21 protein-coding genes are annotated in these 26679 nt (G+C 70.8%); 9 read left to right on the forward strand and 12 right to left on the reverse strand.

Going from position 1 to position 26679, the window contains the following annotated elements:
- Positions 1 to 91 precede the first annotated feature (91 nt).
- Together BFN33_RS15300 and BFN33_RS15305 are read left to right on the forward strand one after the other, a co-directional pair.
- Positions 92 to 2146, forward strand: coding sequence for a phosphocholine-specific phospholipase C (locus BFN33_RS15300; RefSeq protein WP_069760572.1), 2055 nt, complete (start codon positions 92 to 94; stop codon positions 2144 to 2146).
- A 63-nt stretch (positions 2147 to 2209) separates the two neighbouring features.
- Positions 2210 to 3073 (forward strand): phospholipid scramblase-related protein, encoded by an 864-nt coding sequence (locus tag BFN33_RS15305; RefSeq protein WP_069760573.1) that lies wholly within the window; start codon positions 2210 to 2212, stop codon positions 3071 to 3073.
- A 22-nt stretch (positions 3074 to 3095) separates the two neighbouring features.
- Here the strand turns inward: BFN33_RS15305 and BFN33_RS15310 are convergent, their stop codons facing one another.
- Positions 3096 to 4115 carry a hypothetical protein gene (locus BFN33_RS15310; RefSeq protein WP_069760574.1) on the reverse strand — a complete coding sequence of 340 codons (1020 nt, stop codon included), beginning with the start codon at positions 4113 to 4115 and terminating at the stop codon, positions 3096 to 3098.
- Positions 4112 to 4960, reverse strand: a complete 849-nt coding sequence (locus BFN33_RS15315; protein ID WP_069760575.1) for a phosphatase PAP2 family protein — start codon at positions 4958 to 4960, stop codon at positions 4112 to 4114. Before BFN33_RS15315 ends, BFN33_RS15310 begins: the two co-directional genes overlap by 4 nt.
- 232 nt (positions 4961 to 5192) lie before the next feature.
- Between BFN33_RS15315 and BFN33_RS15320 the strand changes: the two genes are divergently transcribed.
- Positions 5193 to 5807: a TetR/AcrR family transcriptional regulator gene (locus BFN33_RS15320; RefSeq protein ID WP_069760576.1), complete on the forward strand. Its 615-nt coding sequence runs from the start codon at positions 5193 to 5195 to the stop codon at positions 5805 to 5807.
- 150 nt (positions 5808 to 5957) lie between these two features.
- Here BFN33_RS15320 and BFN33_RS15325 read toward each other — a convergent pair whose 3' ends face one another.
- Positions 5958 to 6962 carry a DUF2510 domain-containing protein gene (locus BFN33_RS15325; RefSeq protein ID WP_069760577.1) on the reverse strand — a complete coding sequence of 335 codons (1005 nt, stop codon included), beginning with the start codon at positions 6960 to 6962 and terminating at the stop codon, positions 5958 to 5960.
- A 253-nt stretch (positions 6963 to 7215) separates the two neighbouring features.
- Here BFN33_RS15325 and BFN33_RS15330 point away from each other — a divergent pair, with 253 nt between their 5' ends.
- Complete coding sequence (locus tag BFN33_RS15330) at positions 7216 to 9885, forward strand: AAA family ATPase (RefSeq protein WP_069760578.1); 2670 nt, start codon at positions 7216 to 7218, stop codon at positions 9883 to 9885.
- Between the two features lie 52 nt (positions 9886 to 9937).
- Here BFN33_RS15330 and BFN33_RS15335 read toward each other — a convergent pair whose 3' ends face one another.
- Genes BFN33_RS15335 through pcaH form a run of 5 tightly spaced genes read right to left on the reverse strand, consistent with a single transcriptional unit; the run spans position 9938 to position 14598 of the window.
- The gene (locus tag BFN33_RS15335) at positions 9938 to 10717 is read right to left on the reverse strand and encodes an SDR family NAD(P)-dependent oxidoreductase (RefSeq protein ID WP_069760579.1); all 780 of its coding nucleotides are present in this window, start codon (positions 10715 to 10717) and stop codon (positions 9938 to 9940) included.
- 49 nt (positions 10718 to 10766) lie between these two features.
- Positions 10767 to 11888 carry a 3-oxoadipate enol-lactonase gene (gene pcaD / locus BFN33_RS15340; RefSeq protein ID WP_069760580.1) on the reverse strand — a complete coding sequence of 374 codons (1122 nt, stop codon included), beginning with the start codon at positions 11886 to 11888 and terminating at the stop codon, positions 10767 to 10769.
- Positions 11885 to 13216: a 3-carboxy-cis,cis-muconate cycloisomerase gene (gene pcaB, locus BFN33_RS15345; protein ID WP_069760581.1), complete on the reverse strand. Its 1332-nt coding sequence runs from the start codon at positions 13214 to 13216 to the stop codon at positions 11885 to 11887. The genes pcaD and pcaB overlap by 4 nt, the downstream gene beginning before the upstream one ends.
- Complete coding sequence (gene pcaG / locus BFN33_RS15350; protein WP_069760582.1) at positions 13213 to 13818, reverse strand: protocatechuate 3,4-dioxygenase subunit alpha; 606 nt, start codon at positions 13816 to 13818, stop codon at positions 13213 to 13215. Before pcaG ends, pcaB begins: the two co-directional genes overlap by 4 nt.
- 6 nt (positions 13819 to 13824) lie before the next feature.
- Complete coding sequence (pcaH, locus tag BFN33_RS15355) at positions 13825 to 14598, reverse strand: protocatechuate 3,4-dioxygenase subunit beta (protein WP_069760583.1); 774 nt, start codon at positions 14596 to 14598, stop codon at positions 13825 to 13827.
- 128 nt (positions 14599 to 14726) lie between these two features.
- On the opposite strand from pcaH, the gene BFN33_RS15360 reads away from it, so the two are divergent.
- Entirely contained in the window at positions 14727 to 15191 is a 465-nt protein-coding gene (locus BFN33_RS15360) for a MarR family winged helix-turn-helix transcriptional regulator (protein WP_069760584.1), read from the forward strand.
- Here BFN33_RS15360 and BFN33_RS15365 read toward each other — a convergent pair whose 3' ends face one another.
- On the reverse strand, positions 15192 to 16205 hold the full coding sequence (locus BFN33_RS15365) for a DUF3048 domain-containing protein (RefSeq protein WP_079140844.1): 1014 nt from the start codon (positions 16203 to 16205) through the stop codon (positions 15192 to 15194).
- Positions 16206 to 16398: 193 nt separating this feature from the next.
- On the opposite strand from BFN33_RS15365, the gene BFN33_RS15370 reads away from it, so the two are divergent.
- Positions 16399 to 17589, forward strand: a complete 1191-nt coding sequence (locus BFN33_RS15370) for a zinc-dependent alcohol dehydrogenase (protein ID WP_069760586.1) — start codon at positions 16399 to 16401, stop codon at positions 17587 to 17589.
- Positions 17590 to 17598: 9 nt separating this feature from the next.
- Here BFN33_RS15370 and BFN33_RS15375 read toward each other — a convergent pair whose 3' ends face one another.
- On the reverse strand, positions 17599 to 18660 hold the full coding sequence (locus BFN33_RS15375) for an ATP-dependent DNA ligase (protein ID WP_069760587.1): 1062 nt from the start codon (positions 18658 to 18660) through the stop codon (positions 17599 to 17601).
- A 65-nt stretch (positions 18661 to 18725) separates the two neighbouring features.
- On the opposite strand from BFN33_RS15375, the gene ligD reads away from it, so the two are divergent.
- On the forward strand, positions 18726 to 19757 hold the full coding sequence (gene ligD, locus BFN33_RS15380; protein ID WP_069760588.1) for a non-homologous end-joining DNA ligase: 1032 nt from the start codon (positions 18726 to 18728) through the stop codon (positions 19755 to 19757).
- Here ligD and BFN33_RS15385 read toward each other — a convergent pair.
- Positions 19744 to 21936: a family 16 glycoside hydrolase gene (locus tag BFN33_RS15385; RefSeq protein ID WP_069760589.1), complete on the reverse strand. Its 2193-nt coding sequence runs from the start codon at positions 21934 to 21936 to the stop codon at positions 19744 to 19746. The genes ligD and BFN33_RS15385 overlap by 14 nt on opposite strands.
- On the reverse strand, positions 21936 to 24434 hold the full coding sequence (locus BFN33_RS15390) for a ThuA domain-containing protein (protein ID WP_176742393.1): 2499 nt from the start codon (positions 24432 to 24434) through the stop codon (positions 21936 to 21938). The genes BFN33_RS15385 and BFN33_RS15390 overlap by 1 nt, the downstream gene beginning before the upstream one ends.
- Before the next feature lie 189 nt (positions 24435 to 24623).
- Between BFN33_RS15390 and BFN33_RS15395 the strand changes: the two genes are divergently transcribed.
- Positions 24624 to 25604: a multicopper oxidase domain-containing protein gene (locus BFN33_RS15395; protein ID WP_069760591.1), complete on the forward strand. Its 981-nt coding sequence runs from the start codon at positions 24624 to 24626 to the stop codon at positions 25602 to 25604.
- Between the two features lie 14 nt (positions 25605 to 25618).
- Positions 25619 to 26533 carry an ornithine cyclodeaminase family protein gene (locus BFN33_RS15400; RefSeq protein ID WP_069760592.1) on the forward strand — a complete coding sequence of 305 codons (915 nt, stop codon included), beginning with the start codon at positions 25619 to 25621 and terminating at the stop codon, positions 26531 to 26533.
- Positions 26534 to 26679: the final 146 nt, after the last annotated feature.

A 26679-nucleotide genomic window follows, 5' to 3' on the forward strand; every position in this document is an offset into this window, starting at 1 on the left:
CCCTGACGTTTGGTGCACTTGGAACACTCGCTGCGCGCACCTTCCGTCACGTTCCGGCCATCGGTGCGCAGGATTGAGAGGTCCCTCACCCATGTCCGACGTCAACCGGCGCAGATTCCTCCAACTCGCGGGCGCCACCACGGCGTTCACCGCCCTGTCGAGCAGCATCCAGCGCGCCGCCGCGCTTCCGGCCCACCACCGCACGGGGACCATCGAGGACGTCGAGCACGTCGTCGTCCTGATGCAGGAGAACCGGTCCTTCGACCACTACTTCGGCTCGCTCAGGGGTGTCCGCGGTTTCGGCGACCCGCGCCCGGTGACCCTGCAGAACGGCAAGTCCGTCTGGCACCAGCAGGACGCGAAAGGCAAGGACATCCTGCCGTTCCGCCCCGACGCCGACGACCTGGGCCTGCAGTTCATCCAGGACCTCCCGCACGGCTGGAACGACGGACATGCCGCCTTCAACGGGGGCAAGTACGACAAATGGGTCCCGAACAAGAGCTCCACGACCATGGCGTACCTGAACCGCGAGGACATCCCGTTCCACTACGCCCTCGCCGACTCGTTCACCATCTGCGACGCCTACCACTGCTCGTTCATCGGCTCGACCGACCCGAACCGCTACTACCTGTGGACGGGCTACACGGGCAACGACGGCCAGGGCGGCGGCCCGGTCCTCGGCAACGACGAGGTCGGCTACGGCTGGACCACCTACCCCGAGCGCCTGGAGAAGGCCGGCGTCTCCTGGAAGATCTACCAGGACGTCGGAGACGGCCTCGACGCGAACGGCTCCTGGGGCTGGATCCAGGACGCCTACCGCGGCAACTACGGCGACAACTCGCTGCTCTACTTCAACCAGTACCGCAACGCCAAGCCCGGCGACCCGCTGTACGACAAGGCCCGCACCGGCACGGACTACACCAAGGGCGAGGGCTACTTCGACCGGCTCAAGGCCGACGTGAAGGGCGGAAAGCTGCCCCAGGTCTCCTGGATCGTCGCTCCGGAGGCCTTCACCGAGCACCCCAACTGGCCCGCGAACTACGGCGCCTGGTACATCGCCCAGGTCCTGGACGCGCTCACCTCGGACCCGAAGGTGTGGGCGAAGACCGCCCTGTTCATCACGTACGACGAGAACGACGGCTTCTTCGACCACGTGGTCCCGGCCTTCCCCCCCGGCTCGGCCGCTCAGGGCAAGTCCACCGTCGACCCCGCTCTCGACCTGTTCAAGGGCGACGGCAGCCACCCGGCCGGCCCCTACGGCCTCGGCCAGCGTGTGCCCATGCTCGTCGTCTCGCCCTGGAGCAAGGGCGGTTACGTCTGCTCCGAGACGCTCGACCACACCTCGGTCATCCGCTTCCTGGAGACCCGCTTCGGCGTCCACGAGCCCAACATCTCGCCCTGGCGGCGCGCGGTCTGCGGCGACCTCACCTCCGCCTTCGACTTCTCCCGCAGGGACACCAAGCCGGTCGCCCTCCCGGACACCGACGGCTACGAGCCGCCGGACCGCCGGCGCCACCCCGACTACGTGCCCGTCCCGCCCGCCGTCGGCGCCCTGCCGAAGCAGGAACGCGGCCTGCGCCCGGCCCGCCCGCTGAAGTACGCCCCGCACGTGGACGGTTCGGTGGACGCGGCGAGCGGCAAGTTCACGCTGGCCTTCGCCTCCGGCGCCAAGGCGGGCGGCGCGTTCCTGGTGACCTCCGGCAACCGCACCGACGGGCCCTGGAGTTACACCACCGAGGCCGGCAAGACCGTCTCGGACACCTGGAACTCGGCGTACTCGAAGGGGTCGTACGACCTGACCGTGCACGGCCCGGCCGGTTTCCTGCGCGTCTTCAAGGGGGCGAACGGGACCGCCGGTCCCGAGGCCACCGCCCGCCACGAAGGTGACGACGTCGAGCTGACGTTCACCAACAAGGGCTCCGGCACGGTACGTCTGAAGGTCGTGAGCGGCTACGGCGACCCGGCGAGGACCTTCACCGTGGGGGCCGGTGCCACCGTCCGGCACACCTTCCGCCTCGCCAAGAGCCGTCGCTGGTACGACCTCACGGTCACCTCCGACGCCGACCCGTCGTTCCTCAGGCGATTCGCCGGACATGTCGAGAACGGGCGTACAGGAGTGAGCGATCCGGCCGTAATCACCAGGTAAAGCCGCGGCGGGAGCCGTCGTACACCTGGCCGGAGCGCAGTGGTCCCGGGGTAGTGTGCCCCGGTGACCACGCATTCGAACACACCTGCAGGCTGGTACCCCGATCCGCACGGAGCGTCCCAGACGCTCCGTTACTGGGACGGGGCGCAGTGGACCCAGCACACCCACCAGGACCAGCAGGCGGCGGGGCAGGTCCAGGCTCAGGCCGTGCAGGCCCCGCCGGTCCAGCAGGCACCGCAGATACCTCAGCAGTCGGCCGGTCCCGACCCGCGCGTGCAGCGTCAGGTGCAGCACCAGGCCGGGGTCACCGCGGGTGGCCCCGGCGGCGGCACGCTGTTCTCCGAGCCGGTGCTCGTGGTCAACCAGAAGGCCAAGCTGATCGAGCTGACCAACGAGTACAAGGTCATGGATCAGAACGGCAACCAGGTCGGGTCCGTCAGCCAGGTCGGGCAGAGCGCCTTCCGGAAGATCGTGCGGTTCCTCTGGAGCATCGACCAGTTCATGAAGATCAGGCTGGAGATCCGTGACGCCCACGGACAGCCGGTCATGCTGCTGACTCGGCCGGGGAAGATCTTCAAGTCCCGGGTGATCGTGGAGCGTCCGGACGGTTCGCCGGTCGGTGAGATCGTCCAACAGAACATGATCGGGAAGATCAACTTCGCGATGATGGTGAACGGGCAGCAGGTCGGCGCGATCAAGGCGGAGAACTGGCGGGCCTGGAACTTCGCGATCGTCGACCACACCGAGAACGAGGTGGCCCGGATCACGAAGACGTGGGAGGGGCTCGCCAAGACGATGTTCACGACCGCGGACAACTACGTGCTGCAGATCCACTACCAGTTGCCCGAGCCGCTGCTGAGCCTGGTCCTCGCCACCGCGCTGACGGTCGACACGGCGCTGAAGCAGGACTCCCGCGGGTTCGGCTGAGCGTCCCTGCAGCGCAGCGTCCCTACAGCGGTGTGAGGTGCCCCGGCTTCGACTGCCGGGGCACACGCTTCCGCCGCAGCGCCGGTTCCAAGGACGCCGTCGACGGCTCCAGTGCCAGTACCGCCGCCACGGGGTGGTCGTCGGCCACCGGCATCGGGGACATCGATGCCGTCGACGGCTCCAGTGCCAGTACCGCCGCCACCGGGTGGTCGTCGTCCACCGGCACCGGAGACATCCGGGTCAGCAGCACCACACCCCATGCCGCCAGGCCCGCTCCCGCCAGTGCGAGCAGCACACCCGCCGCGCCGCCCCGCAGGCTCTCGCCCAGCAGGGAGAGGCCGATCACCGCGGCGGCCACCGGGTTGGCCAGGGTCACCACCGCCAGCGGGGCGCCCAGGCCGTCACGGTAGGCCGTCTGGGAGAGCAGGAGTCCGCCCGCGGCGAAGGCCGCGACGAGCAGGGCGACGCCGATCACCTGGACGCTGAGAAGCGACTCGGAACGGTCCGTCGCGGCCACCGTCACGGTCTGGGTCAGCGCGGAGGCCACCCCCGAGGCGACCCCGGACGCCGACGCGTGCCGGATGCCGGGCTTGGCGCCGGGGCGGGCCAGCAGACCGATCAGGGCCGCCGTCACCGCCGCCACGGCCACTGCCTCGGACGTGGTCAGCACCTTCCCGGGCGCGGACCCCGACGCCACCACGAGGATCGCGGCGAGGCCGGCCAGCGTGTACGCGGTGCCACGCCACTCCGTCGCGCTGACCCGGCGCCCGGCGATCCGCGCGCCCAGCGGCACCGCGGCGACCAGAGTGAGGGCGCCGAGCGGCTGGACCACGGTCAGCGGGCCGTACTTGAGGGCGACGACGTGCAGCAGCGCGGCCGCCGCGTTGAGCCCGACGGACCCCCACCAGGCACCCGAGCTCAGCATCCGCAGCACACCCGAGCCGGGGTTGCGGGAGGCGAGGCGCTCCTGGGCGACGGCGGCGGCCGCGTAGGCGACGGAGGAGAGCAGGGAGAGTGCGAGAGCGAGCAGGGTGGCGTTCATCGACCCACTCCGACCAGGACGTTCACGTTCTCCTTGGGTTCGGCCGGGGTGAGCTTCTCCTGTGCCCGGCCCGCGGTGGTGGCCGTCCGGTGCGGCGAGCGAAGCGAGATGGGGGTCCCCCCGGACGAAGTCCGGGGGCGAAGGACCGCGAGGGCGATGCCGAGCAGGGCCGTCGCCACGATCGCGTCCATCCAGTAGTGGTTCGCCGTCCCGACGATCACCAGCAGGGTCACCAGCGGGTGCAGCAGCCACAGCCGGCGCCAGCGGGAGCGGGTGGCCACGATCAGGCCGATCGCCACCATCAGGGCCCAGCCGAAGTGCAGCGAGGGCATCGCCGCGAACTGGTTGGAGAGGGTGTCGGTCTGCGGCGGGCCGTACACGGAGGGGCCGTAGACCTTCGCGGTGTCGACCAGGCCGGCCGCCGCGAGCATCCGAGGCGGGGCCAGCGGGAAGACGAGGTGCAGTACCAGGGCGGCGCCGGTGAGCAGGGCGAGTACGCGGCGGGCCCAGACGTAGTGGGCGGGGCGCTTGAGGTACAGCCAGACCAGGAAGGCGACCGTGGCCGGGAAGTGGACGGTCGCGTAATAGGTGTTCGCGAGGTGCGCGAAGGTGTCGCCGTGCAGCAGCAGCGACTGCACCGAGCCCTCTCCGGGCAGATCGAGGACGCGTTCCCAGTGCCACACGCGGCCGGCGTTGCGGTAGGCCTCGGCGGTGTGGCCCGTGACCAGTTGCCGGCCGAACTTGTAGACGAGAAAGAGTCCTACGACGAGCAGGAGCTCACGGACGAGCGGCGGCCGCGCTATGGCGCTCGGCTTCGCTTCTGCAGGCTCGGTGAGGGCATTCATCCCCCGGCCCCTTCGCTGATGGTGGTGCGGATGCTGAAATCTGAACAAGTTGGTGACTCGTCCTGATTCCGAAACTCATCGATACGACCTCGTACCGATACGCCAGTGTACCGATACGGCCGGGTACCGGTACACTGGCGTATCGATAGACATACGACACACTGGAATCCGGGAATGAAACGCGGCGGCCGCGAAGCAGGCCGACCGCCGAGGTGAATGAGGGGATGAGCTGATGACGTCGCAGGCCGCGGACGGACCGGAGACGGTCGCCGCCTCGCGCCGCTCCAAGATCACGCCCGAGCGTGAGCAGGAGTTCTTCGACGCTGTGCTCGAACAGATCCGTGAATGCGGATATGAGGCCGTGACCATGGAGGGCGTCGCCAGCAGCACCCGCTGCAGCAAGTCCACCCTCTACCGGCAGTGGAAGACCAAGCCCCAGTTCGTGGTGGCCGCTCTGCGCTCCCGCCGCAGGTCGAAGTTCGAGGGGATCGACACGGGATCGCTAGCCGAGGATCTGCGCGAGGCCGCCCGGGCCGCGGGCCGGTGGTCGATGCACGACACCAAGCTCCTCCAGGCGCTCGGCCACGCCGTCACGCAGGACGCGGAGCTCGCGAAGGCCCTGCGTGAGGCGCTGGTCGACCCGGAGATCGCCGCGCTGCGGCACATCCTCCAGCGTGGGGTCGACCGGGGCGAGATCGCCGCCGGAAACCCGGCGCTGGAGTACATCCCGGCCCAGATGTTCGGCGTCATCCGCGCCCGGCCCGTCATCGACGGGGAGTACGCCGACCCGGAGTACCTGGTCCGCTTCGTGGAGGCGGCCGTACTGCCGGCGCTCGGTCTGACCTGAGACCCAGGCCGCCGTCCACGGGATGACTGGACGGTGACCTGCTCGCGCCGCACCGTGGGGACGGGGGCGGCGCGCACCCCCCGGCCGGGTGAGGTTCCTCTCGAGCGGAGAGGCGCCCCACCCGGCCGACCGGTGTCCGGGGGCCGGCCGTCAGACGTGCTGGCCGCTGCCGCCGCCCGTCGACACCTTGATCCCCTTGGTGATGTCGTCGATCACGCTCTGGCCCTCTTCGACGTCGACACCGAAGCGCACCACGACGATCTGCTGCGGGTTCGCCGGGGACGGAAAGGCCAGGGACTCGACATAGCCGTCGGAGCCCTTGCTGGTGACCGCCTTCCAGCGGACCTTGTAGCCCTTCTGCCCGGCCACGGTCACCGCCTCGGAGGCGAGGACGTCGTGCGAGGTGATCGAGCCGTAGGTCTTGCCGCCGTAGGACTGCTCGGCGTTCGCCTCGATGTCGGCCTTGGCGATCTGCTCGGCCGTGCTGCCCTTGGTGCCCAGCGCCAGGGCGGGCGCCGAGTAGGCACCGCCCTTCGTGCACTTGTCGGAGGTGTCGCCGGGGCAGGCGTAGGAGTCGTTCGAGGTGACGGACGCGCCGACCTGTATCTCCTGGCCGTACCAGTCGTCCGGGATGGGCAGGCTGATCCCGTCGATCGAGTCGGTGACCGAACCGCTCTCGATCTTCGGCGCCTCGGACCCCTGCGGGGAGGGCGACGCGCCCCCGGAGCCGCCGCTGCCGCCGGAGCCGCCGGGCCCTCCGTCGCCGCCGAACGGTCCGCCCTGGCCCCCGGTGCCGCCGGGCCCGCCCTGGCCCCCGGGCGCCTGCGAGTTGGCGGTGCCGCCGTTGCCGTTGTCGGCCAGCGCGTACACACCCACGCCGATGCTCGCCAGGACCACGACGGCCACCGCCACGGCTATGCCCATACGGCCGCGCCGCGACCCGGAGGGCGGCTGCGCGGGGTACGGCGGATAGGCCGGGTACTCTCCGGGGTCCCCGGGGCTCGCGACCTGTTCCGGGGGACCCCATGCGGCGGCCGATCCGGCGGGCCGGGTCCGCTCCGTCCACGCCTTGCCGTCCCACCAGCGCTCGGTGGCGGGACCGTCACTTGTCTGCCCGGGGTCGGGGTACCACCCGGGGGGAGTCTCCTGCGTCATGCCCCCACCGTATGAGCCCTCGGTGAAAGAGGGATGAGAGGGGCGTCGGCCGAATCCGCGCACTTCGCCCAGAAGGGAACGACTGACTGATGGTCAGCCCGGTTGTCGGCAGGTCACGGACGGGGCGCGTCGCCTGCCCGTACCCGAGGTCACCCCTGAAGGCAAGAGGTGCCGCGACCGCCCTCCGCCACCGCGCCGGGACGGCTACGCTCGAGATCTGTACGTCGTTCGGGCGACTTGGGGAGGTAGCGGGATGACGGAGGTACGGCCGGTTGCGGCCGCCCCGGCCTCGCTGTGGGAGCGCGACGAGGAACTCGCCGCCGTCGAACGTGTGGTCGACTCGCTGTGCGCCGGCCGCACGTCCTCGGGCAGCGTGCTGGTGATCCGTGCCGAGGCGGGCTTCGGCAAGACCGCCCTGCTGGCCGAGACCCGCCGTATCGCCGAGGCCCGCGGCTGCACGGTCTGGTCGGCACGCGGCGGCGAGACCCTCAGGTCCGTCCCCTTCAACGTCGTACGACAACTGCTCCAGCCCGCCCTCCTGTCGCTGATGCCCGAGGAGGCCCGCGAGTACCTCGGCGACTGGTACGACATCGCCGGCCCCGCCCTCGGCATAGCCGACCCGGGGGAGCGGCAGGCCGACCCGCAGGGCGTGTGCGACGGACTGGTCGCCGCGGTGCGCCGGCTGGCCCGCAGGGACTGGCCGCTCGTGCTGATGGTCGACGACGCCCACTGGGCCGACCAGGAGACCCTGCGCTGGCTCGCCGCCTTCGTCGAGCGCCTGGACGACCTTTCCGTCCTGGTCGTGGTGGCGCGCCGCCCCGGCGAGGCCACCCCCGAGAGCGCCCGCCTCCTGGAGACGGTGGCCTCGGCCGCGGGCCGCCCCGTCACCGACCTCAGTGCCCTCACCCCGGACGCCACCGCGGGGCTCACCCGCGCCACCTTGGGGGAGCACGCCGACGCCCCGTTCTGCCGCGAGGTGTGGGCGGTCACCGACGGCAACCCCTACGAGACCGTCGAACTCCTCGCCAAGGTCCGGGACAGCGGGATGGAGCCCGGCGAGGGCTCGGCGAACGAACTGCGTGAGCTGAACCGCTCGGCCCGCGGCGGCGGCCTCGTCACCCGCCTCGAGGAACTCGGCATCGACGCCACCCGGTTCGCCTGGGCGGCCGCGATCCTCGGCACCGACATCTCCGTCGGCCTGGTGGCCCGGCTCGCCACCCTGAAGCCGGAGAACGCGGCGCTCTGCGCCGAACTGCTGCGCGACGCCCGTATCGTCACCGACTCCGGGACGGAGGACGGCGAGCTGGAGTTCGTCCACCCGCTGATCGCCACCGCCGTCTACGACTCCATCCCCGACGCCCTGCGCACCGCCATGCACGGCATCGCCGCACAACTCGTCACCGACTCCGGGCTGGGCGCCGCGGCCGCCTCGCGGCACCTGCTCCAGGTCCACCCGGACGACGACGAGGAACTCGTCGAGCAACTGCGCGAGGCCGCCCGCGAGCACCTCCTCGTCGGCGCCCCCGACGCGGCCCGCCGCTGTCTGGAGCGCGCCCTGGTGGAGCCCCCGCGTCCCGAGGTGCACGCGCGCGTGCTCTTCGAACTCGGCTGTGCCACCCTCCTGACCTCCCCCGCCAAGACCATCAGCCACCTCCAGACCGCGCTCGTCATGCCCGGCCTTGAGGGCTCCGCCCGGGTGGACGCCGTCGTCCGCCTCTCCCAGGCACTCATGCACAACAACCAGCTGGAGGAGGCGGTCCGCACGGTCGAGGCGGAGGCCGCCCGGCACGAGGAAGGCCCTGCCAGGCTCCGCCTCCAGGCCGTGCAGTACACATGGGAGGGGCTCTACCCGGGCGAGGCCACCTCCCCGGCGCGCTCCGAGCGCCTCGCCGCCCTGGCCGCCACCTGTGCCGGCCGTGACAACTCCGAGCGGGCCCTGCTCATCCTGCGCGGATTCGACGCGATGGCCCACGGTGAGAGCGCCGAGGAGATCGCCGAAGTGTGCGACCGCGCCCTCGTCAACGGCCGCCTCGCGCCCGGACTCGGCTGGACCGACACCGAGTGGGGCCTCGAACTGCCGCTGATGCTGGCCAGCGCGTACGCCTTCACGGACCGGCTCGATCGCGCCGAGGCCCTGTACGCCGACGCACTGCGCACCTACGAGTCGGCCGGCTGGAGCGGCGGCCACCTCGCGCTCGCCCATGCCTACGTCGGCCTCGGCCACCGCCGGCGAGGACGGCTCCGGGAGGCGGAGACCTCCCTGCGCGAGTCGCTCCGGCTCGCCGAGCGGGTGGGACGAGGGCTGCCGCTGTACTGGTCGGCGACGTGCAACCTCGTCGACACGCTGCTCGCGCGCGGGCATGTCGAGGAAGCCTGGGCGATCGCCGAGCAGTACGGGTTCACGCCGCCGTATCCGTCCACGATCGTGCTGCCCGATCCCCGCTCCGTGCGGGGACGGCTGCTGCTGGCCGTCGGCCGGACCAAGGACGGCATCAACGAACTGGACGCGGCGGAGAAGGCGGCGGCCGTGCGGGGCCACCACAACCCGGTGCTGGTGCCGTGGGCCGTCGATCTCGCGCGGGCGCTCGCCGGTGAGGACCCGGTGCGGGCCGCCCAGTTGGCCACGGATGCCCGGCGGCATGCCGAGCGGCTCGGCACGGACACGGCCATCGGTGAGGCGTTGCGGTGTGCCGCCGCGCTGGAGACCGGGCAGCGGGCGGTGCGGCTGGCCGCGCAGGCGGTTGCCTATCTGGAGGCCTCTCCCTGCCAGTACGAGCACGCGGCGGCCCGGGTGGAGTACGGGATCGCGGCGCGGTCCGTGGCGGAGCTCAACCGGGGCCTGGCGCTGGCGCGTTCGTGCGGGGCGGACGGGTTGGTGACGCAGGCCCGGGAGGTGCTGGAGACGGGGCGTGGGTTGCGGTGAGTTCTTCGTCTGCTGCGCCGTTGTGGCTGGTCGCGCAGTTCCCCGCGCCCCTTCAGTGCGCGATCAGCTGGTCGGTGATGGACGCCAGGCGCTTCTGCACTTCCTTGTCGTACGTTGCCTCGTGAGCTCGCGCCGGATTCGTTCCGTCGAAGAAGCGGCCCGTGCCCAAGTCCTCGGTGGCCTGGGCGAGTACACCCGGGGCGCCGTCTGCCACCGTCGACCAGGGCGCGACCCCGCCCTCGCGGACCATCGCCGTGTCCATGAACGTGGCCGGGTGGAGGACGTTCACCGCGATCCCCGTGTCCGCCAACTCATCGGCCAGGGCGAAGGTGTGGGCCGCCAGGGCGAACTTGCTGCGGCAGTACGCGGCGAAGCCGTTGTAGCCGCGAGTGAACTCGATGTCGTCGAAGTCGACCGGCTCCTGGCCCACCGACCCGACGTTGACGATCCGCGCCGGGAGCGTCGGCAACAGTGCCCGGGTCAGCGCCACCGGCGCCAAGTAGTTGACCGCCAGGCGCAGTTCGTGACCGTCGGCGCTCACCTCCCGGCCCGAGCCGGGCGAACCCGCGCCCACACCCGCGTTGTTGATCAGGACATCGAGTCCGGGGTGGGCCTCGGCGACCCTCGCGCCCAGCTCGCGCACCTGGGCCAGGGAGGCGAGGTCGGCCACGAAGCCCTCGGCCGCCCCCTCTGCCCGCAGCTCCTCCACCAGACTCCCGGTGCGGCCCGGGTCCCGGCCGTGGGCGAGGACGGTGTGGCCGGAGCGGACCAGTTCGAAGGCGACGTACCGGCCGAGACCCGAGGTGGCGCCGGTGATCAGAATGGTCGACATGCCCCTACCGTAGGCACATCGTCGTACCCCGTGCCTGCCACTGTCGGGGTCACCCTTCCGTTTCCTCCGCCAGCACCCGCTGCGCCGTCGCGAACGCGGAGTTCGCCGCCGGTACTCCGCAGTAGACGGCCGTCTGGAGCAGTACGGCCCCGATCTCCTCCGGCGTGAGCCCGTTGCGCCGCGCCGCGCGCACATGCATGGCCAGCTCGTCGTAGTGGCCGTGCGCGACCAGCGCCGTCAGGGTGATCATGCTGCGCTCGCGGCGGCTGAGCGTCGGATCGGTCCAGATCTCGCCCCACGCGTAGCGTGAGATGAAGTCCTGGAAGCGGGCGGTGAAGGGGGTCTGCCGGGCCTGCGCCCGGTCCACATGGGTGTCCCCGAGCACCTCCCGCCGCACCTCCATGCCCCGCTTGGCGTCCCCGCCGAGGTGTGCGCGCAGGCTGGTGAGGACGGCTTCCGGGCACTGCGCCGGTGCCAGGTGTGAGGCCCCCGGAAGTTCGACGAGCGTGGCGCGCGGCACCGCGTCGGCGATCTCCCGCAGATGGGGCGGCGGGGTCGCCGGGTCCTGCCGGCCGGCGATCAGCAGGGTCGGCGCGGAGATCTCGGCCAGCCGGTCGCGCAGGTCGAAGGAGCCCAGGGCGTCACAGCAGGCGGCGTACGCCGAGGGATCGGCCTCGGCGTGGTCGCGGATCAGTTCCGGGACGCTGAAGTCACCGGCGAACCAACGGGAGTTCACGCTCTCCAGCAGCCACTGCATCCCCTCCCGGCGGACCCGCTCGGCCCGCTCCTCCCACGGCTTGCTGCCGTTGAAGTGGGCCGAGGAGCAGATCACCGCCAGCGACGCGACACGCTCCGGGTGATGTACGGCCAGGTGCAGACCGACGGCACCGCCGAGCGACACCCCCGCGTACCCGAACCGCTCGATGCCGAGCGAGTCGGCGAGTGCCAGCACCAGGTCGGCGAGGTCGCCCACGGTGGCGCCGGGACCGATCAGACCGGCCGCCGAGCCGCCGTGCCCCGGCAGGTCCCAGCGGACCACCCGGTGGCTGATGGACAGCTCGGGCGCCACCTTGTCCCACAGGGCGTACGACGTCCCGAGCGACGGCCCGAGCAGCAGCGGGGGAGCGGAAGCGGGGCCCTCGGCACGGTGGTTGAGGAGTTTCTCGGTCAAGGTCGCTCCAGAGCGCGGTCGGTGAGGGCTCCGGCGGAGCCGGTGTAGCCGGTGGGATCGGTGGGTTCGCCGAGGTCGACGTCCTTCAACTCGGGCTCTCGGGAAAGGAGTTCACCGAGCGAGACGCCTTCGGCGTACGTCCGTTTGGCGAGTTCCGTCAGCAGTGCCTTGGCGCGGGCCCGGCCCAGCACAGGTGCCAGTTCGGCGGACAACCGCTCGGAGACGATCAGCCCGTGGGTGAGACCGAGGTGTTCCCGCATGGTGTCGGCGTGCACCCGCAGCCCCCCGGTCAGTTCGGCGGCGTCCCGGGCGGCCCCGCCCACCAGTCGCAGCAGATCCCTGAGCGGCTCCCACTCGGCGTGCCAGGCCCCGGCCGGCCGCTCGTCCTCGGCGGCGAGCGAGCCGTACAGCGTGGCCGCGAGCTGCGGCGCACGCCGGGCGGCGGCGGCGATCAGCGTGGACCGTACCGGGTTCGCCTTGTGCGGCATGGCCGAGGAGCCGCCCCCGCCGCCCTCCGCGACCTCGGCGATCTCGGTACGGCCCAGCACGAGTACATCCGCGGCGATCCTGCCCAGCGCTCCGGCGGTGAAGGCGAGACATCCGGCGAGGTCGGCGACCGGGGTGCGCAGGGTGTGCCAGGGAAGCAGCGGGGCCCGGAGACCGAGCTGCGCGGCGAAGGCCGCCGTGAGCGCCTGGGTGTCCTCGGCGCCGTACACCGTGAAGGCCGCCAATGTCCCGGCGGCGCCGCCGAGTTGGGCGGGGAGGGAGTCCCGTACGACTGTGACCCGGTCCCGCGCGTCCAGTACCAGCGCCCGCCACCCGGCCGCCTTCAGACCGAATGTCGTCGGTACCGCGTGCTGGGTGAGCGTCCGTCCCGGCATCGCGGTGTCCCGGTGCTCGGCGGCCAGCCGGGCGAGGGCCCGCTGGACGCGGTCGAGGTCCGCCAGCACGAGGTCGAGGGTGCGTGCCGCCACCAGCATCGTCGCCGTGTCCAGGATGTCCTGGCTGGTGGCGCCCCGGTGGAGGTACGGACCGTACTCCTCACCGACCGCCTCGGTGAGATCGGCGACCAGGGGGATGACGGGGTTGCCCCCGCCGCGCGCCCGCTCGGCGAGGGACCGTACGTCGAAGCGGTTCGCGTGGGCCGCCTCGGTCACCGCCGCGGCCGCCTCCGGAGGCGCCAGGCCCAGCGCGGCCTGCGCCCGGGTCAGAGCCGCCTCCGCGTCCAGCAGCGCCTGGAGGTAGGCGCCGTCGGCGGTCGCGGAGGCGGCGGGGGAGCCTGCCCACCCGGGGGCGAGCAGACCGGTGTCCGGATCGGGAGAAGTCACTGGAACTCCAGGAAGACCGTTTCGCCTTCGCCCTGAAGGCGGATGTCGAAACGGTAGGTGCCATCGCCCTGCTCACGCGCGATCAGCGTGTCGCGCCGCTCCGCCGGTACCCGGGCCAGCAGCGGGTCGGCGGTCAGCGCCGCCTCGTCGCCCGGCAGGTAGATCCGGGTGTACAGGTGCACCAGAAGCCCGCGCGCGAAGACGCACACGCTGATGTACGGCGCGCTGTGCCCGCGCGCGCCCGGCCGCAGTGTCCGTGCGGTCCAGTGGCCGTTGGCGTCGGTCTGGATGCGGCCCCAGCCGGTGAACTCCACGCCGTTGCGCCCCAGATACCCGCCGCTGGCCGGATCGCGCCGGATCGAACCGTCGGCCTTCGGGATGTCGCCGTCCGGGTCGGCGCTCCACAGCTCCACGAAGGCGTCCGGCAGCGGATTGCCCTCGCCGTCGGTGATGTAGCCCTGGAGGACGATCGTGTCCGGGTGGCCGATGGGCGCGATGTCGCCGCCGCCCGGGAAGGGCAGGGCGTGGCCGTAGAAGGGGCCGACCGTGTGCGACGGGGTCGGCAGCACGGTCTCCGGGCGGCTCGTGTCGATCTTCGTCATGACTGGTCAGCGTCCTTCTTCGATCCAGGTGGCCTGCGGCCCGTCGAGCACGATGTCCCAGTGGTAGCCCATCGAGAACTCCGGCACGGACAGGCTGTGGTCGTAGGTGGCGACGAGCCGCTGACGGGCCGCGTCGTCCGTCACTGACTGGATGATCGGGTCGTACGGGAACAGCGGGTCGCTCGGGAAGTACATCTGCGTCACGAGTCGCTGGGTGAACGCCGTGCCGAAGATCGAGAAGTGGATGTGGGCCGGCCGCCAGGCGTTGACGTGCTGGCGCCACGGGTACGGGCCCGGCTGGACGGTGGTGAAGCGGTAGCAGCCGCTGTCGTCGGTCAGCGTGCGGCCGACGCCCGTGAAGTTCGGGTCCAGCGGGGCGTCGTGCTGCTCGCGCTGGTGGGCGTAGCGGCCGGCCGAGTTCGCCTGCCAGATCTCGACCAGCTGCCCGCGCAGCGGACGGCCGCTCCGGTCCAGGAGCCGCCCCTCGACGGTGATCCGCTCCCCGATCGGCTCCCCGGTGTGCTGCCGGGTCAGGTCGTTGTCGATCTCGGTGATGTCCCGCTCGCCGAAGGCGGGCGACCGCAGCTCCACCAGCTCCGGGTCCTTGGACACGTCGATGCCGATCGGCGGCTGTTTGGGGTGCCGCAGCACCGAGGAGCGGTACGGCGCGTAGTCGCGGCGCGGCTGGTGCTCGACGGGAGCGCCGTCGGCGAGCCGCTTCTCGTAGGCGGCGCGCTCGGCGGCGATCTCCCGATCGATGTCGTGCTGGGTGAGAGTCATGGGATTCCTGCTATTCGCTCAGTGCACTGACTATCTCGGCGAGGTTTCTCTCAAGCTGCCACTGTGGCAGCCTGGCGTCAAGACTCACTACTCTTCAGTGCACCAACCAATTCGACTCGGGAGCGCACATGGCCGCGGTGGACCTCACCACCCACCCCGGGCACCTCGCCCGGCGGCTCCAGCAGGCGCACTACCTGCTGTGGAACACGATGGTCTCCGAGGAGATCACCTCGCCGCAGTTCGCGGTCCTGAACGCGCTGGTCGCCGAACCGGGGCTCGACCAGCGCACGGTGGGGGAGCGGGTGGGTCTCGACCGGTCCACCATCGCCGAGGTCATCAGCCGGCTCGGCAGGCGCGGACTGCTCGACAAGGTCCGCGACCCCCAGGACGGCCGCCGCTTCCTGCTGCGCCTGACCGACGACGGAGTGCGCACCCACCGCAAACTGACCGTGCGCACCGCCCGGATGAACCAGGTCTTCCTGGCCCCGCTCTCCGCCGCGGAGCAGGGCCAGTTCTTCGAGCTGATCCGCCGGGTCGCGGACGCGGCCGAGGGGCTCCGCAATCCCGCCGAGCCCCTCGTCATCCGGCCCTGATCACGCCTTCGCGAAGACGACCCACACCTGCCCCTCGGCGAAGTTCACCGGAGAGCCGTCCTTGGTGGTGAACTCCGTACCGTCCGTGGCCTTCGCCCGCTTCCAGTTCACGTCGTACGCGCGGCCGTCGCGCAGCACCTTCGCCCGGCCCGAGCCCACCGTCACCGTGTACGGCGTGTTGTTGCCGAGGAAGTCGTGGAAGGCGGACTTGCGCACTTTCACGTACTGCACGACGACCGTGGCCGGGGCCAGCCGCTTCCCGTCGGACGTCACGTCCGGGGTGCCGTCCATCGAGACCAGCCAGCGTTCCCGGCTCTTGGACCAGGTGAAGGTGAAGCGGGCGGCCGGGAAGCGGACCGTCTCCGAGGTGTCCTTGGTGCCGCCGGCGGGCGCGGGGCCGTAGTGGAAGCCTGTGGTCAGCGCGGCGGCGCCCGGCGTGGCGGGTACCAGGCGCTTCGGGTGCAGGAAGAGATTGTGCGGGGCGGCCTTGTCGGGACCGCGGACGTAGGCGCGGGACGCCTTCTCGGGGGGCCGGGCGACCAGTGGCGCCCGGTTGATCAGGGGCATCAGCTTGCCCTGGGCGCCGGAGAAGGCGAGCGTCGGCCTGTCGAACTGCCGCAGCAGCTCCAGGTCCGACTCGCGGGCGCTGCGCACGGGGCCGACGGTCTTCGGCAGCTTGGTCGCGTACACCGCCATGAGGCGACTGAGGCCGCCCTCGACCTGCTCGGCGTAGACGACGTCTGCGGAGTCGATGCCGGTCTGCGGGCGGGCCGCCCGCACGTTGTCGATCTTCACGGCGAGCACGGAGGGACCGTCGGCCTCCTCGCGCGGTTCCGATGTGTTCGGTGGTGAAGTGCTCGGTCGAGCCGTGCGGAACTGTCCGCGTCCGTCGTCGGCCGGTGCGCGGGGAGTGCCGTGTCCCGTGCAGCCCGCGGCGAAGAGGCCCGTGACGGTCAGCAGTGCCGCCGCCGTACGGGCACGTCGCGCGCGCCCCCTGTGTTCCGTGTCCACCATGCCCACCATGCCCGCCCGTTTCGTGTCTTCGATTGTGCGCTAATAAGTTCATTGATGGCCATACCCGTCCGTTTCTGATTAGTCGCGTCGAGTACGCCGATCGGCCCTCAATCACGGTTCGGCCAAGGCGCCCCCGGGTACCCGGGGCGCCTACCCAGGACCGACACGCGAGGTGACGGAGGGAGTGCCCGGCATGAAGGCTGTGACCTGGCAGGGCAAGCGGGACGTGCAGGTGGAGGAGGTGCCCGATCCGAAGATCAAGGAACCGACGGACGCGGTCATCCGGATCACCTCGACCGGATTGTGCGGCTCCGACCTGCATCTCTACGAGGTGCTCACCCCGTTCATGACGCCGGGTGACATCCTCGGCCATGAACCCATGGGCATCGTCGAGGAGGTCGGCGCCGGGGTGCCGGACCTCGCGGCGGGCGACCGGGTCGTCGTGCCCTTCCAGATCGCCTGCGGCAACTGCTGGATGTGCATGACCGGGCTGCCGACCCAGTGCGAGACCACCCAGGTCACCAGCGAGGGCATGGGTGCCGCCCTGTTCGGCTACACCCGGCTCTACGGCGCCGTACCCGGGGCCCAGGCCGAGTACCTCCGGGTCCCGCAGGCCCAGTACGGGCCGATCAAGGTTCCCGAGGGCCCGCCGGACGACCGCTTCGTCTACCTCTCCGACGTGCTGCCCACCGCCTGGCAGGCCGTCGCCTACGCGGACATCCCCGAGGGTGGCAGCGTCGCCGTGCTCGGCCTCGGCCCCATCGGCGACATGGCCTGCCGGGTCGCGCAGGTACGCGGCGCCGGGCGTGTCTTCGGCGTCGACCTGGTGACCGAACGGCTGCGGCGGGCCCGCCTGCGGGGCGTGGAGACGTACGACCTCAGGAGCTTCGACAGCGAGAAGGAGCTGGTCCAGGCGATCCGCGACGAGACCGACGGACGCGGCCCGGACGCCGTCATCGACGCCGTCGGCACCGAGGCCCACGGCAGCGCGGTCGCCCGGCTCGCCCAGAACGCCTCGGCCCTGCTGCCCAGGAAGCTCAGCGGGCCGTTCGCCGAGCGCTTCAGCGTCGACCGGCTCGCCGCCCTGCACACCGCCATCGAACTGGTGCGCCGCGGCGGCACGCTCTCGCTGATCGGCGTCTACGGCGGCATGGCCGACCCGCTGCCGATGCTCACGATGTTCGACAAGCAGATCCAGATCCGGATGGGCCAGGCCAACGTGCGGCGCTGGAGCGACGAGATCATCCCGTACCTGACGGACGAGGACCCGCTCGGCGTCGACGACTTCGCGACCCATCACGTGCCGCTGTCGGACGCGCCGCACGCGTACGAGATGTTCCAGAAGAAGCAGGAGGGCGCGGTCAAGGTGCTGATGCGGCCCTGACCCGGCGCGTCAGCGCAGGATCTCGTCCAGGTCGTAGCGCACCGGCTCCTCCAGTTGCGCGTACGTGCAGCTCTCGGCCGTCCGGTCGGGCCGCCAGCGGCGGAAACGGGCGGTGTGGCGGAACCGTACGCCGTTCTCCATGTGGTCGTACGCCACCTCCGCCACCCGCTCCGGCCTGAGCGGCACCCAGGACAGGTCCTTCTTGCCCGACCAGCGGCTCGGCGCCCCGGGCAGCCGGGCGCTCTCGTGGGCGGCCTCCTCGGCCCAGGCCGCCCAGGGGTGGCCGGACGCGTCCTCCATCCGCAGCGGCTCCAGCTCGTCGATCAGCTCGGCGCGCCGCTTCATGGGGAAGGCCGCGGACACACCGACGTGCTGGAGGGTGCCCCGGTCGTCGTGGAGCCCCAGCAGCAGGGAACCGACGACCGGGCCGCTCTTGTGCAGCCGGTAGCCCGCCACCACCACGTCCGCCGTGCGCTCGTGCTTGATCTTGAACATGGCGCGCTCGTCCTGCAGATAGCGCAGGGTGAGCGGCTTGGCGATGACACCGTCCAGGCCCGCCCCCTCGTACTGCTCGAACCAATGGCGGGCCACGTCGATGTCCGTGGTCGCCGGTGCCAGGTGCACCGGCGCCGTGACGCCGGACAGAGCCGTGGTGAGCAGCTTCCTGCGGTCGGTCAGCGGGACGTTCAGCAGTGATTCGTCCTGAAGGGCCAGCAGGTCGAAGGCGACGAAGGAGGCCGGCGTCCGCTCGGCGAGCGTCCGCACCCGCGAGTCCGCCGGATGGATGCGCTCGGACAGCGCGTCGAAGTCCAGCCGGCGGTCACGCGCGATCACGATCTCCCCGTCCATCACACAGCGCTCGGGCAGCCGCTCCCGCAGTGCCTCCACCAGCTCGGGGAAATACCTGGTCAGCGTCTTGCCGGTACGGCTGCCCAGCTCGACCTCGGCCCTGTCCCGGAAGACGATGGCGCGGAACCCGTCCCACTTCGCCTCGTAGTGCATGTCCGGCGGGATCTTCGCCACGGACTTGGCGAGCATGGGCTTCACGGGGGGCATCACCGGTAGATCCATGGTCCGATTCTGCACGCGGGTGCCCCGAAATGCCTGATATGCCGGGCTCGCTTACCGTGGCTCGCATGGGTGACGCGGTGGAACTGGAGGCGGGCGGCCGGACCGTACGGCTGTCCAGCCCGGACAAGATCTTCTTCCCGGAGCGCGGCTTCACCAAGCTGGACCTCGCCCGCTACTACCAGGCCGTCGCCCCCGGCATCCTGCGCGCCCTGCGCGACCGCCCCACCACCCTGGAGCGCTACCCGGACGGTGTGACCGGGGAGAACTTCTTCCAGAAGCGGGCGCCCAAGAACATGCCCGACTGGATCCCGACCGCCCACATCACTTTCCCCAGCGGCCGCAGCGCCGACGAGATGTGCCCGACCGAGGAGGCCGCCGTCCTGTGGGCCGCCCAGTTCGGCACCCTCACCTTCCACCCCTGGCCGGTCCGCCGCGACGACGTCGACCACCCCGACGAACTCCGCATCGACCTCGACCCGCAGCCCGGCACGGACTACGACGACGCCGTGCGCGCGGCTCATGAACTGCGGTCGGTGCTGGGGGAGTTCGGCGGTCTGCGCGGCTGGCCCAAGACCTCCGGCGGACGCGGTCTGCACGTCTTCGTGCCGATCGAACCGCGCTGGACCTTCACCCAGGTGCGGCGGGCCGCGATCGCGGTCGGGCGCGAGATGGAACGCCGGATGCCGGACCACGTGACCATCAAGTGGTGGAAGGAGGAGCGAGGGAAGCGCATCTTCATCGACTACAACCAGACGGCCCGCGACCGCACGATCGCCTCCGCCTATTCGGTACGGCCCCGCCCGCACGCCCCTGTCTCCGCACCCCTGCGCTGGGAGGAGGTCGGCGAGGCGCACCCGCAGGACTTCGACATCGCGACCATGCCCGCGCGCTTCGCCGAACTCGGCGATGTGCACGCGGACATGGACGATCACGCCTTCTCGCTGGACGCCCTGCTCGAACTGGCCCGCCGTGACGAGCACGACCACGGGCTCGGTGATCTGCCGTACCCGCCCGAGTATCCGAAGATGCCGGGGGAGCCCAAGCGGGTACAGCCGAGCCGGGACACGTCGCGAAAGGCGCCTCCTACAGCTCCTTGATCCTGATGTCCCGGTACGAGACCACGTCGGTCGTGCTGTGCACCTGGAGCCCGATGTAGCCGGAGGAGAACCGCCGTCCGTCCGTGCCCGGGTCGTCCGAGCGGGCCGGGTAGAAATCCTGACCGCCGATGTTGTCGAACTCGTTGATCAGCACGCCGTTGCGGTAGACCGAGTAGTGCTGGTCGACCACCCGGATCTCGTAGTCGTTCCACGTGCCCTTCTGGGTGACGCCGGCACCGGCGAGTCCCACCCGGTCGAAGCCGTAGATTGAACCGGTCTTGTACATGTCGCCGTCGGGCCGGTCGAGCACCTGCACCTCGTGGCCGAACTTGATGGCGGCCCACTCGGGCCGGGGCTCCTCCGGATTGTCGTGGACCCACGGGAACCGCACGAATACACCGGAGTTGGCGTTACCGGAGCCCGGGGCGTCGTCCCGCCACTGGAGCTTGAGCGAGAAGTCGCCGTACTTGCGCTCCGGGAACCAGAGCATGCCGAGGCCGTCCTTCGTGGTGCCGGACGTGATCGACCCGTCGCCGTTGGGTGCGAACGATCCGCCGCCCACCTGCTGCCACTTGGCGAAGGACGCCGCGCTGCCGTCGAGGATCGTGCGGTAGCCCTCGGTCTGCCCCGGCTTGCCGATCCCGGACTCACGGGCCGCGGCGTCGATGGCGTCGTACTCGCGCTCGTCGACGACCCCGTCCCTGAAGAGCTTGTCCAGAACGGTCTTCACGTGCTTGAGGAACAGCGCGTGGGACGTCCACTCCTTCTCGTCCTCGATCAACTCGTTGATCCGGCACCGGCTGTTCGTGATCCGGTTCGGCACCCCGCTGTCGACCGTGCCGACGATCACCGTCAACCGCTCGTCGAACTCCGCGCAGTTGGGCGCCGGGACCTGACCGGAGACCACCGTGAAGGTCACCGTGCGAGCGGCCGAGGTGTTGCCTGCCTTGTCCGTCGCCCGGTACGCCAGGGTGTGGGTGCCCGCCCGGTCGACGACCACGGGAGCGGTGTACGCCAGGTAGGGTCCGGCGTCGATCGAGTACTCGACGCCGGAGACACCTGAACCGCCCTCGTCCGTGGCGCTCACGGTCACCTTGGCGTTGCCCACGTACGCCCCGTCGGAGTTCCGGGTGCCGTCCACGGTCACACCGGTCACCGGCGGGGTGGTGTCCTGCGGGGCCGTCGCGACCACCGTGAACCGGACGCTCTTCTCGGCGGCCACGTTGCCCGCCTTGTCGGTCGCCCGGTAACGCACGGTGTGGGCGCCGACCTGGTGCACCATCACGGGCATGGTGTACGGCTGCCAACTCCCGTCGTTCACCGCGTACTCGATGGTGTTGACCCCGGACCCGGTGTCGGAGGCCGACACCGTCACCGACGCCATGTCGACGTACGTGCCGTCCGGGTTCTGCTCGCCGCTGACCGTCGCCGAGGTGTCCGGCGGGGCGGTGTCGTCGGACGGCGGTGCCACGACCGTGAAGTCGACGCTCTTCTCGGCGGAGACGTTGCCCGCCTTGTCGACGGCCCGGTAACGCACCGTGTGGCTGCCGACCTGGTCGAAGACGACCGGGGCGGTGTACGGCTGCCAGGCACCCGTGTCCCCGGTCGCGTACTCGATCCGGTCGACGCCCGAGCCACCGGCCTCGTCGGTCGCCGTGACCGCCACGCTCGCCGAACCGACGTACTGGCCCTGCGCGTTCTGCGTGCCGGTCACCTGGGCCTGGGGCGTCGGCGCGGTGGTGTCCTCGCCGGTGCCCTCGGTCACCACGAGGATGCCCTGCATCTGGCCGTGGCCCGGGATCGTGCAGTGGTAGAAGTAGCGGCCCGGGGTGAGCGTGACCTCGGCGGTGTGGCGGCCGCCCATGTCGTCGTTCGGGTTGGCGAGGATGTTGAGTTCGACGTCGTTGTTGAACTCGGGGTCACTGGTCACGAAGGTCAACGTGTGCGGCATACCGGTGGTGTTGCCGGTGGCCGCGCTGTTCTCGAAGACGATCGTGGCCGAGCCCGCGACGGCCGTCGTCGGGACGGAGCCGTACTTGGTGATGTCGTCGCCGGCGGTCCAGGTGAGTGTCTGGGCCGCCGCCGGGACCGTGTCAGGCCGTGCCGCGGACGTCGACTGGAGGCCGAGCATCATCAGCAGGGCGGCCAACAGGACGGTCAGAGCTCTTCGGGGGTGCATCACTGCCCTCCTCTCGCCAGCTGTCCGGCGGCCGGTGTCGGACCGCCGCCCTTGTAAGTGACCCGCCACAGCGCCGACTTGGCGTCCGAGGTGAAGAAGCCGCGCCCGTAGTCGAGGACGTACAGTGCGCCGTCCGGACCGAACTTCCAGTCCATGAGGTTCTTGATGCCGTCGTTGCCGATCGGCACGATCTTCTTGAGCGACTCGGAGTGGACGGGCAGTCCGCCGTCCCCGTGGGTTTTCGGATCGGTGATGACGGCGTTGCGCGGCTGGTCGGCGTCGTAGAAGTCGCCGACGAACCACTTGCCGTCCCAGTAGGAGGGCCACTTGACGGTGCTGGTGGCCGAGGCGGCGTCGTAGCGGTAGACCGGCCCGTTCATCGCGGCCTGGCCGCCGCCCTTGAGCCACGGCAGCAGGTACTTGGCGTCCTCCTGCTTGTAGGAGGGGATGCCGTTCGCGTCGCGCGGGTAGTCCGGGGCGCCGCCCTGGGGCGAGTACCAGATGTTGTTGCCCGTCACCGGCGGGAGGTTGACCAGTCCGTCGTTGTTGGGCGACTCGTTCTTCGGGTGGTCGCAGTCGTACCAGCCCAGCGGCTGGTTGGGATCCGGCAGGTTGCGGTCGCGGTAGGGCTGCTTGTTGCCCATGCAGTAGGGCCAGCCCCGGTTGCTCGCCCTGGTGATGACGGCGAAGGTGTCGTACTTGGCCGGGCCCCAGGTCGTCGAGGGCTCGCCCGCGTCCGGGCCGACCCATCCCGCGTACAGGATGTCGGTCTTCTTGTCGACGAAGATACGGGCCGGGTTCCTGACGCCCATGACATAGATCTCGCCGCGGGTCTTGCCGCCGCCCTCGTCGGTCTCCTTGCCCGTGAAGAGGTTCCCCGCGGGCAGCGTGTACGTCCCGTCGGGCTCCGGGTGGATGCGCAGGATCTTGCCGTTGAGGTTGTTGGTGTTGCCGGCGGTGCGGCGCGCGTCCGCGAAGGAGACGCCCTTGTAGTTCGGCTGCGGGTTGTTGCCCGAGTAACCGCCGCTGAAGCCGCTGGAGTTGTTGTCGCCGGTCGCGATGTACAGGTTGCCCTTGGAGTCCCAGGACATCCCGCCGCCGGCGTGGCAGCAACTGTGCACCTGGACCGGCCACTTGAGCAGGACCTTCTCGCTGTTCAGGTCCAGTTTGTTCGTCGTCAGGTCGAGTGTGAAGCGGGAGACCCGGCGCTCGGCGATCTGGGTGTCGCGGTTGAGCCGGTCGTGCGGGGTGTAGTGCAGATACACCCAGCCGTTCTGCTCGAAGCGCGGGTCGAGCTCGATGCCGAGCAGCCCCTCCTCGACCTTCACCAGCTCGTCGCCGCCGCCCTTGTTGCCGAAGACGGTCAGCTCGCCCGCCAGGGTGACCTTCTTGGTCGCCGGGTCGTAGACGTGGATCTGACCCTTGCCCTTGCCGACGTCCGGGTTGTTCCAGTCGGTGATCACCGGCTGGGAGGAGTCGGCGCCGCCCCGCCCGATGTACAGGACCCGGCCGTCGGGGGCGGTGACCAGGCCGTGCGGCTCGCCGATCTGGTCGTTCTGCCCCGCCTGGTTGGGCTGGGTGAGGCGTTCGGCCTTGTAGTTGCCGTTGATGGTCGCCTTGCAGTCGGCCTGCACCAGTCGCGAGGTCCACAGCAGCGCACCACGCAGATGGGTCCGGAAGTCGGTCTCGTCGTACGAGGCCACCGTGCCGCCCATGCCGGTGTAGAAGGACCGGCCGCCGTCGTAGTCCCGGCACCAGCTCACCGGGTGGTCCCAGCCGTTGGCGCTCGCGCCGGGCTGGTAGGTCGACTCGCGCACCCGGGCCACGGTGTGCACGTCACCGGACGGGTTCTTCGTCCAGTTGAACCACTGGTCGGGACGCTTCCACTGCACCGGCAGATCCTTGGTCGCCGGATGCTGCCGGTCGCCGACCTCAACGGTGGCCCGCTGGACGGCCGTTGGGCTGGAGGCGGCCGGACGGGCGCCGACGAGGCCGGTGAACCAGTCGGAGTACGGCTCGGCGCGGGCCGCGTCATGAATGCCGACGAAACCGCCGCCCGCCTCCATGTAGGCCTCCAGGCCGGCCTCCTGGTCGGGGTCGAGGACATCGCCGCCGCCGGTCAGGAAGACGATCGCGTTGTAACTCCCCAGCGCCTTCTCGTCGGTGAAGACTCTGGCGTCGTCCGTGGCTTCGGTCTCGAACCGCTGGTTCACGGGACCGGAGAGCCCGATCTTCTCGACGGCGGCGATCCCGGCGTTGACGACCGGTGATTCGTCCCCGGCGGCCGCGGATCCGTAGAAGACCAGCACCCGTACATCGGCGCCGCCCGGTGGCGACTTGACGGACATCGTTGTCGCGGACGGATCGGGAGCCGGCAGGGCCCCCGCCGCGGGTCCGGACATCAGCCCGGCGGCGACGACCCCCGCGGTCACGGTGGCCGTCCAGACCCGTCTTCTCGTGCTTCCTCCGCTTCTCGCGCTCAACCCTCGTAAGTGCATGGGCACCTCCTCGGTCACAGCAACAGCGCCATGGAAGCTAGACCCCTTTGCGTCACTCGCCAATACCTATGACCGGGATCGGACCAACTTTGTCCTGAGTGTGGATAAACGGCTCGGGGGCCGGTACCGTCTCACAGGTTCATCACAGGCACGTCTCCGCAAAATCCGTATCACGGTGGGGAGTTCCGCATGGGCGCACTGGACAGACGTGGATTCAACCGGCGGGTGCTGCTCGGCGGTGCGGCTGTCGCGACATCGTTGTCCCTGGCGCCGGAGGCCCGGAGCGACACCGGCCCGGCGACGGCGGCCCCGGGCGGCGGCGAGGTCAAGCGCATCAAGCTGTACGCCGAGAAGCTCGCCGACGGGCAGATGGGCTACGGCCTCGAGAAGGGCAAGGCGACCATCCCGGGTCCGCTCATCGAGCTCAACGAGGGCGACACCCTGCACATCGAGTTCGAGAACACCATGGACGTCAGGGCGAGCCTGCACGTCCACGGCCTGGACTACGAGATCTCCAGCGACGGCACCAAGCTGAACAAGAGCGACGTCGAACCGGGCGGCACCCGCACCTACACCTGGCGCACCCATCTGCCGGGCCGCCGGAGCGACGGCACCTGGCGGGCGGGCAGCGCGGGCTACTGGCACTACCACGACCACGTCGTCGGCACGGAACACGGCACCGGCGGCATCCGCAAGGGCCTCTACGGACCCGTGATCGTCCGCCGCAAGGGCGATGTCCTCCCCGACGCCACCCACACGATCGTCTTCAACGACATGCTCATCAACAACAAGCCCGCCCACTCGGGGCCCGACTTCGAGGCCACGGTGGGCGATCGCGTCGAGTTCGTGATGATCACGCACGGCGAGTACTACCACACCTTCCACATGCACGGTCACCGCTGGGCGGACAACCGCACGGGCATGCTCACCGGCCCCGACGACCCGAGCCAGGTCATCGACAACAAGATCGTGGGCCCGGCGGACTCCTTCGGCTTCCAGGTGATCGCGGGGGAGGGGGTCGGCGCGGGCGCGTGGATGTACCACTGCCATGTGCAGAGCCACTCCGACATGGGCATGGTGGGCCTGTTCCTGGTGAAGAAGACGGACGGCACGATCCCCGGGTACGAGCCGCACGAGCACACGGAGCAGCAGGCCGGGCACGAGCACTGACGGATCATGGACGGGTGACTCTTCTTCTCACCCGTGGTGACCTGGAAGCGGTGCTGGAGCCGGAGGCCTGCATCGGCGCTCTGCGGGAGGGCTTCCGGCACGCGGAGGCGGTGCCGATCGCGGGGCAACGGGTGCGCACGGACCTCCCGTTCCCCGGTACGGCCACCGCGCTGATCCCGGGCCTGCTCCCCGGCATCCCGGCCTACACGGTGAAGGTCAACGCCAAGTTCCCCGGGGCCCGGCCCGCCCTGCGCGGGGTGATCTGCCTGCACAGTGGCACCGACGGAGAGTTGCTGGCGCTGCTGGACTCGGCGACGGTCACGGCCTGGCGCACCGGCCTCGCGGCCGCCCTGGGCACACATCTGCTCGCCGGCCGGGGAGACGTCGTCGGAGTGATCGGGGCGGGCGCACAGGCCGAGTTGATGGTGCGGGGACTCGCGGCGCTACGGCCCCGCAGCGCCCTCGTCGTCCAGGACACGTCCGCCGACCGCGCCGCGGAGTTCGCCGCGCGGCACGGCGGGCGCGTGGTGTCCTGCGCCGCGGAGGTCGCCGCGGCCGCCGGCATCGTCCTGTCGGCCACCTGGTCGAGGGAACCACTGCTGCACCTGCGGGACACCAGGCCGGGCCAGCACTTCACGAGCCTGGGCGTGGACGAGCCCGGCAAGGCGGAACTGGCCGCCGATCTGCTGGACGCGGCACTCCTGGTGGTCGACGATCGTGAACTCGCGGCGGACGTGGGGGCGCTGAGGGCGGCCGACGCGACCCTCGGCGAGGTGGCACGGTCCGAGCACCCCGGCCGGACGACCGACACGGACCGCACGGTCTACGCCCCCGTGGGCATGCCCTGGCAGGACCTCGCGCTGGCCTGGACGGCGTACGGGCGGGCCGAACGGGCGGGGATCGGACAGCGGGTGGACCTACTGGCCTGAATCCCGTCACGAGCCCCCCGGGAGACGGTGAGGTACGGCGGTGACCGAGCGCACCGCCGTCGGGACGGACCAGGCGGCCCTCGGTGCCCGGCTCGACGGTCTCCTCGCCGAGGCGGCACTCCACAAACCGGTCGCGATCGGCGCCG

The organism is Streptomyces sp. LUP47B, from assembly GCF_001746295.1.
GTDB lineage: Bacteria > Actinomycetota > Actinomycetes > Streptomycetales > Streptomycetaceae > Streptomyces.

Bases quoted from the DNA above. Each gene is read 5' to 3' on its own strand.
- BFN33_RS15300 (WP_069760572.1), top strand. From the start codon at position 92: ATGTCCGACGTCAACCGGCGCAGATTCCTCCAACTCGCGGGCGCCACC.
- BFN33_RS15310 (WP_069760574.1), bottom strand. From the start codon at position 4,115: ATGAACGCCACCCTGCTCGCTCTCGCACTCTCCCTGCTCTCCTCCGTC.
- BFN33_RS15315 (WP_069760575.1), bottom strand. From the start codon at position 4,960: ATGAATGCCCTCACCGAGCCTGCAGAAGCGAAGCCGAGCGCCATAGCG.
- BFN33_RS15320 (WP_069760576.1), top strand. From the start codon at position 5,193: ATGACGTCGCAGGCCGCGGACGGACCGGAGACGGTCGCCGCCTCGCGC.
- BFN33_RS15325 (WP_069760577.1), bottom strand. From the start codon at position 6,962: ATGACGCAGGAGACTCCCCCCGGGTGGTACCCCGACCCCGGGCAGACA.
- BFN33_RS15330 (WP_069760578.1), top strand. From the start codon at position 7,216: ATGACGGAGGTACGGCCGGTTGCGGCCGCCCCGGCCTCGCTGTGGGAG.
- BFN33_RS15335 (WP_069760579.1), bottom strand. From the start codon at position 10,717: ATGTCGACCATTCTGATCACCGGCGCCACCTCGGGTCTCGGCCGGTAC.
- pcaG (WP_069760582.1), bottom strand. From the start codon at position 13,818: ATGACGAAGATCGACACGAGCCGCCCGGAGACCGTGCTGCCGACCCCG.
- pcaH (WP_069760583.1), bottom strand. From the start codon at position 14,598: ATGACTCTCACCCAGCACGACATCGATCGGGAGATCGCCGCCGAGCGC.
- BFN33_RS15360 (WP_069760584.1), top strand. From the start codon at position 14,727: ATGGCCGCGGTGGACCTCACCACCCACCCCGGGCACCTCGCCCGGCGG.
- BFN33_RS15365 (WP_079140844.1), bottom strand. From the start codon at position 16,205: ATGGTGGACACGGAACACAGGGGGCGCGCGCGACGTGCCCGTACGGCG.
- BFN33_RS15370 (WP_069760586.1), top strand. From the start codon at position 16,399: ATGAAGGCTGTGACCTGGCAGGGCAAGCGGGACGTGCAGGTGGAGGAG.
- BFN33_RS15375 (WP_069760587.1), bottom strand. From the start codon at position 18,660: ATGGATCTACCGGTGATGCCCCCCGTGAAGCCCATGCTCGCCAAGTCC.
- ligD (WP_069760588.1), top strand. From the start codon at position 18,726: ATGGGTGACGCGGTGGAACTGGAGGCGGGCGGCCGGACCGTACGGCTG.
- BFN33_RS15385 (WP_069760589.1), bottom strand. From the start codon at position 21,936: ATGCACCCCCGAAGAGCTCTGACCGTCCTGTTGGCCGCCCTGCTGATG.
- BFN33_RS15390 (WP_176742393.1), bottom strand. From the start codon at position 24,434: ATGCACTTACGAGGGTTGAGCGCGAGAAGCGGAGGAAGCACGAGAAGA.
- BFN33_RS15395 (WP_069760591.1), top strand. From the start codon at position 24,624: ATGGGCGCACTGGACAGACGTGGATTCAACCGGCGGGTGCTGCTCGGC.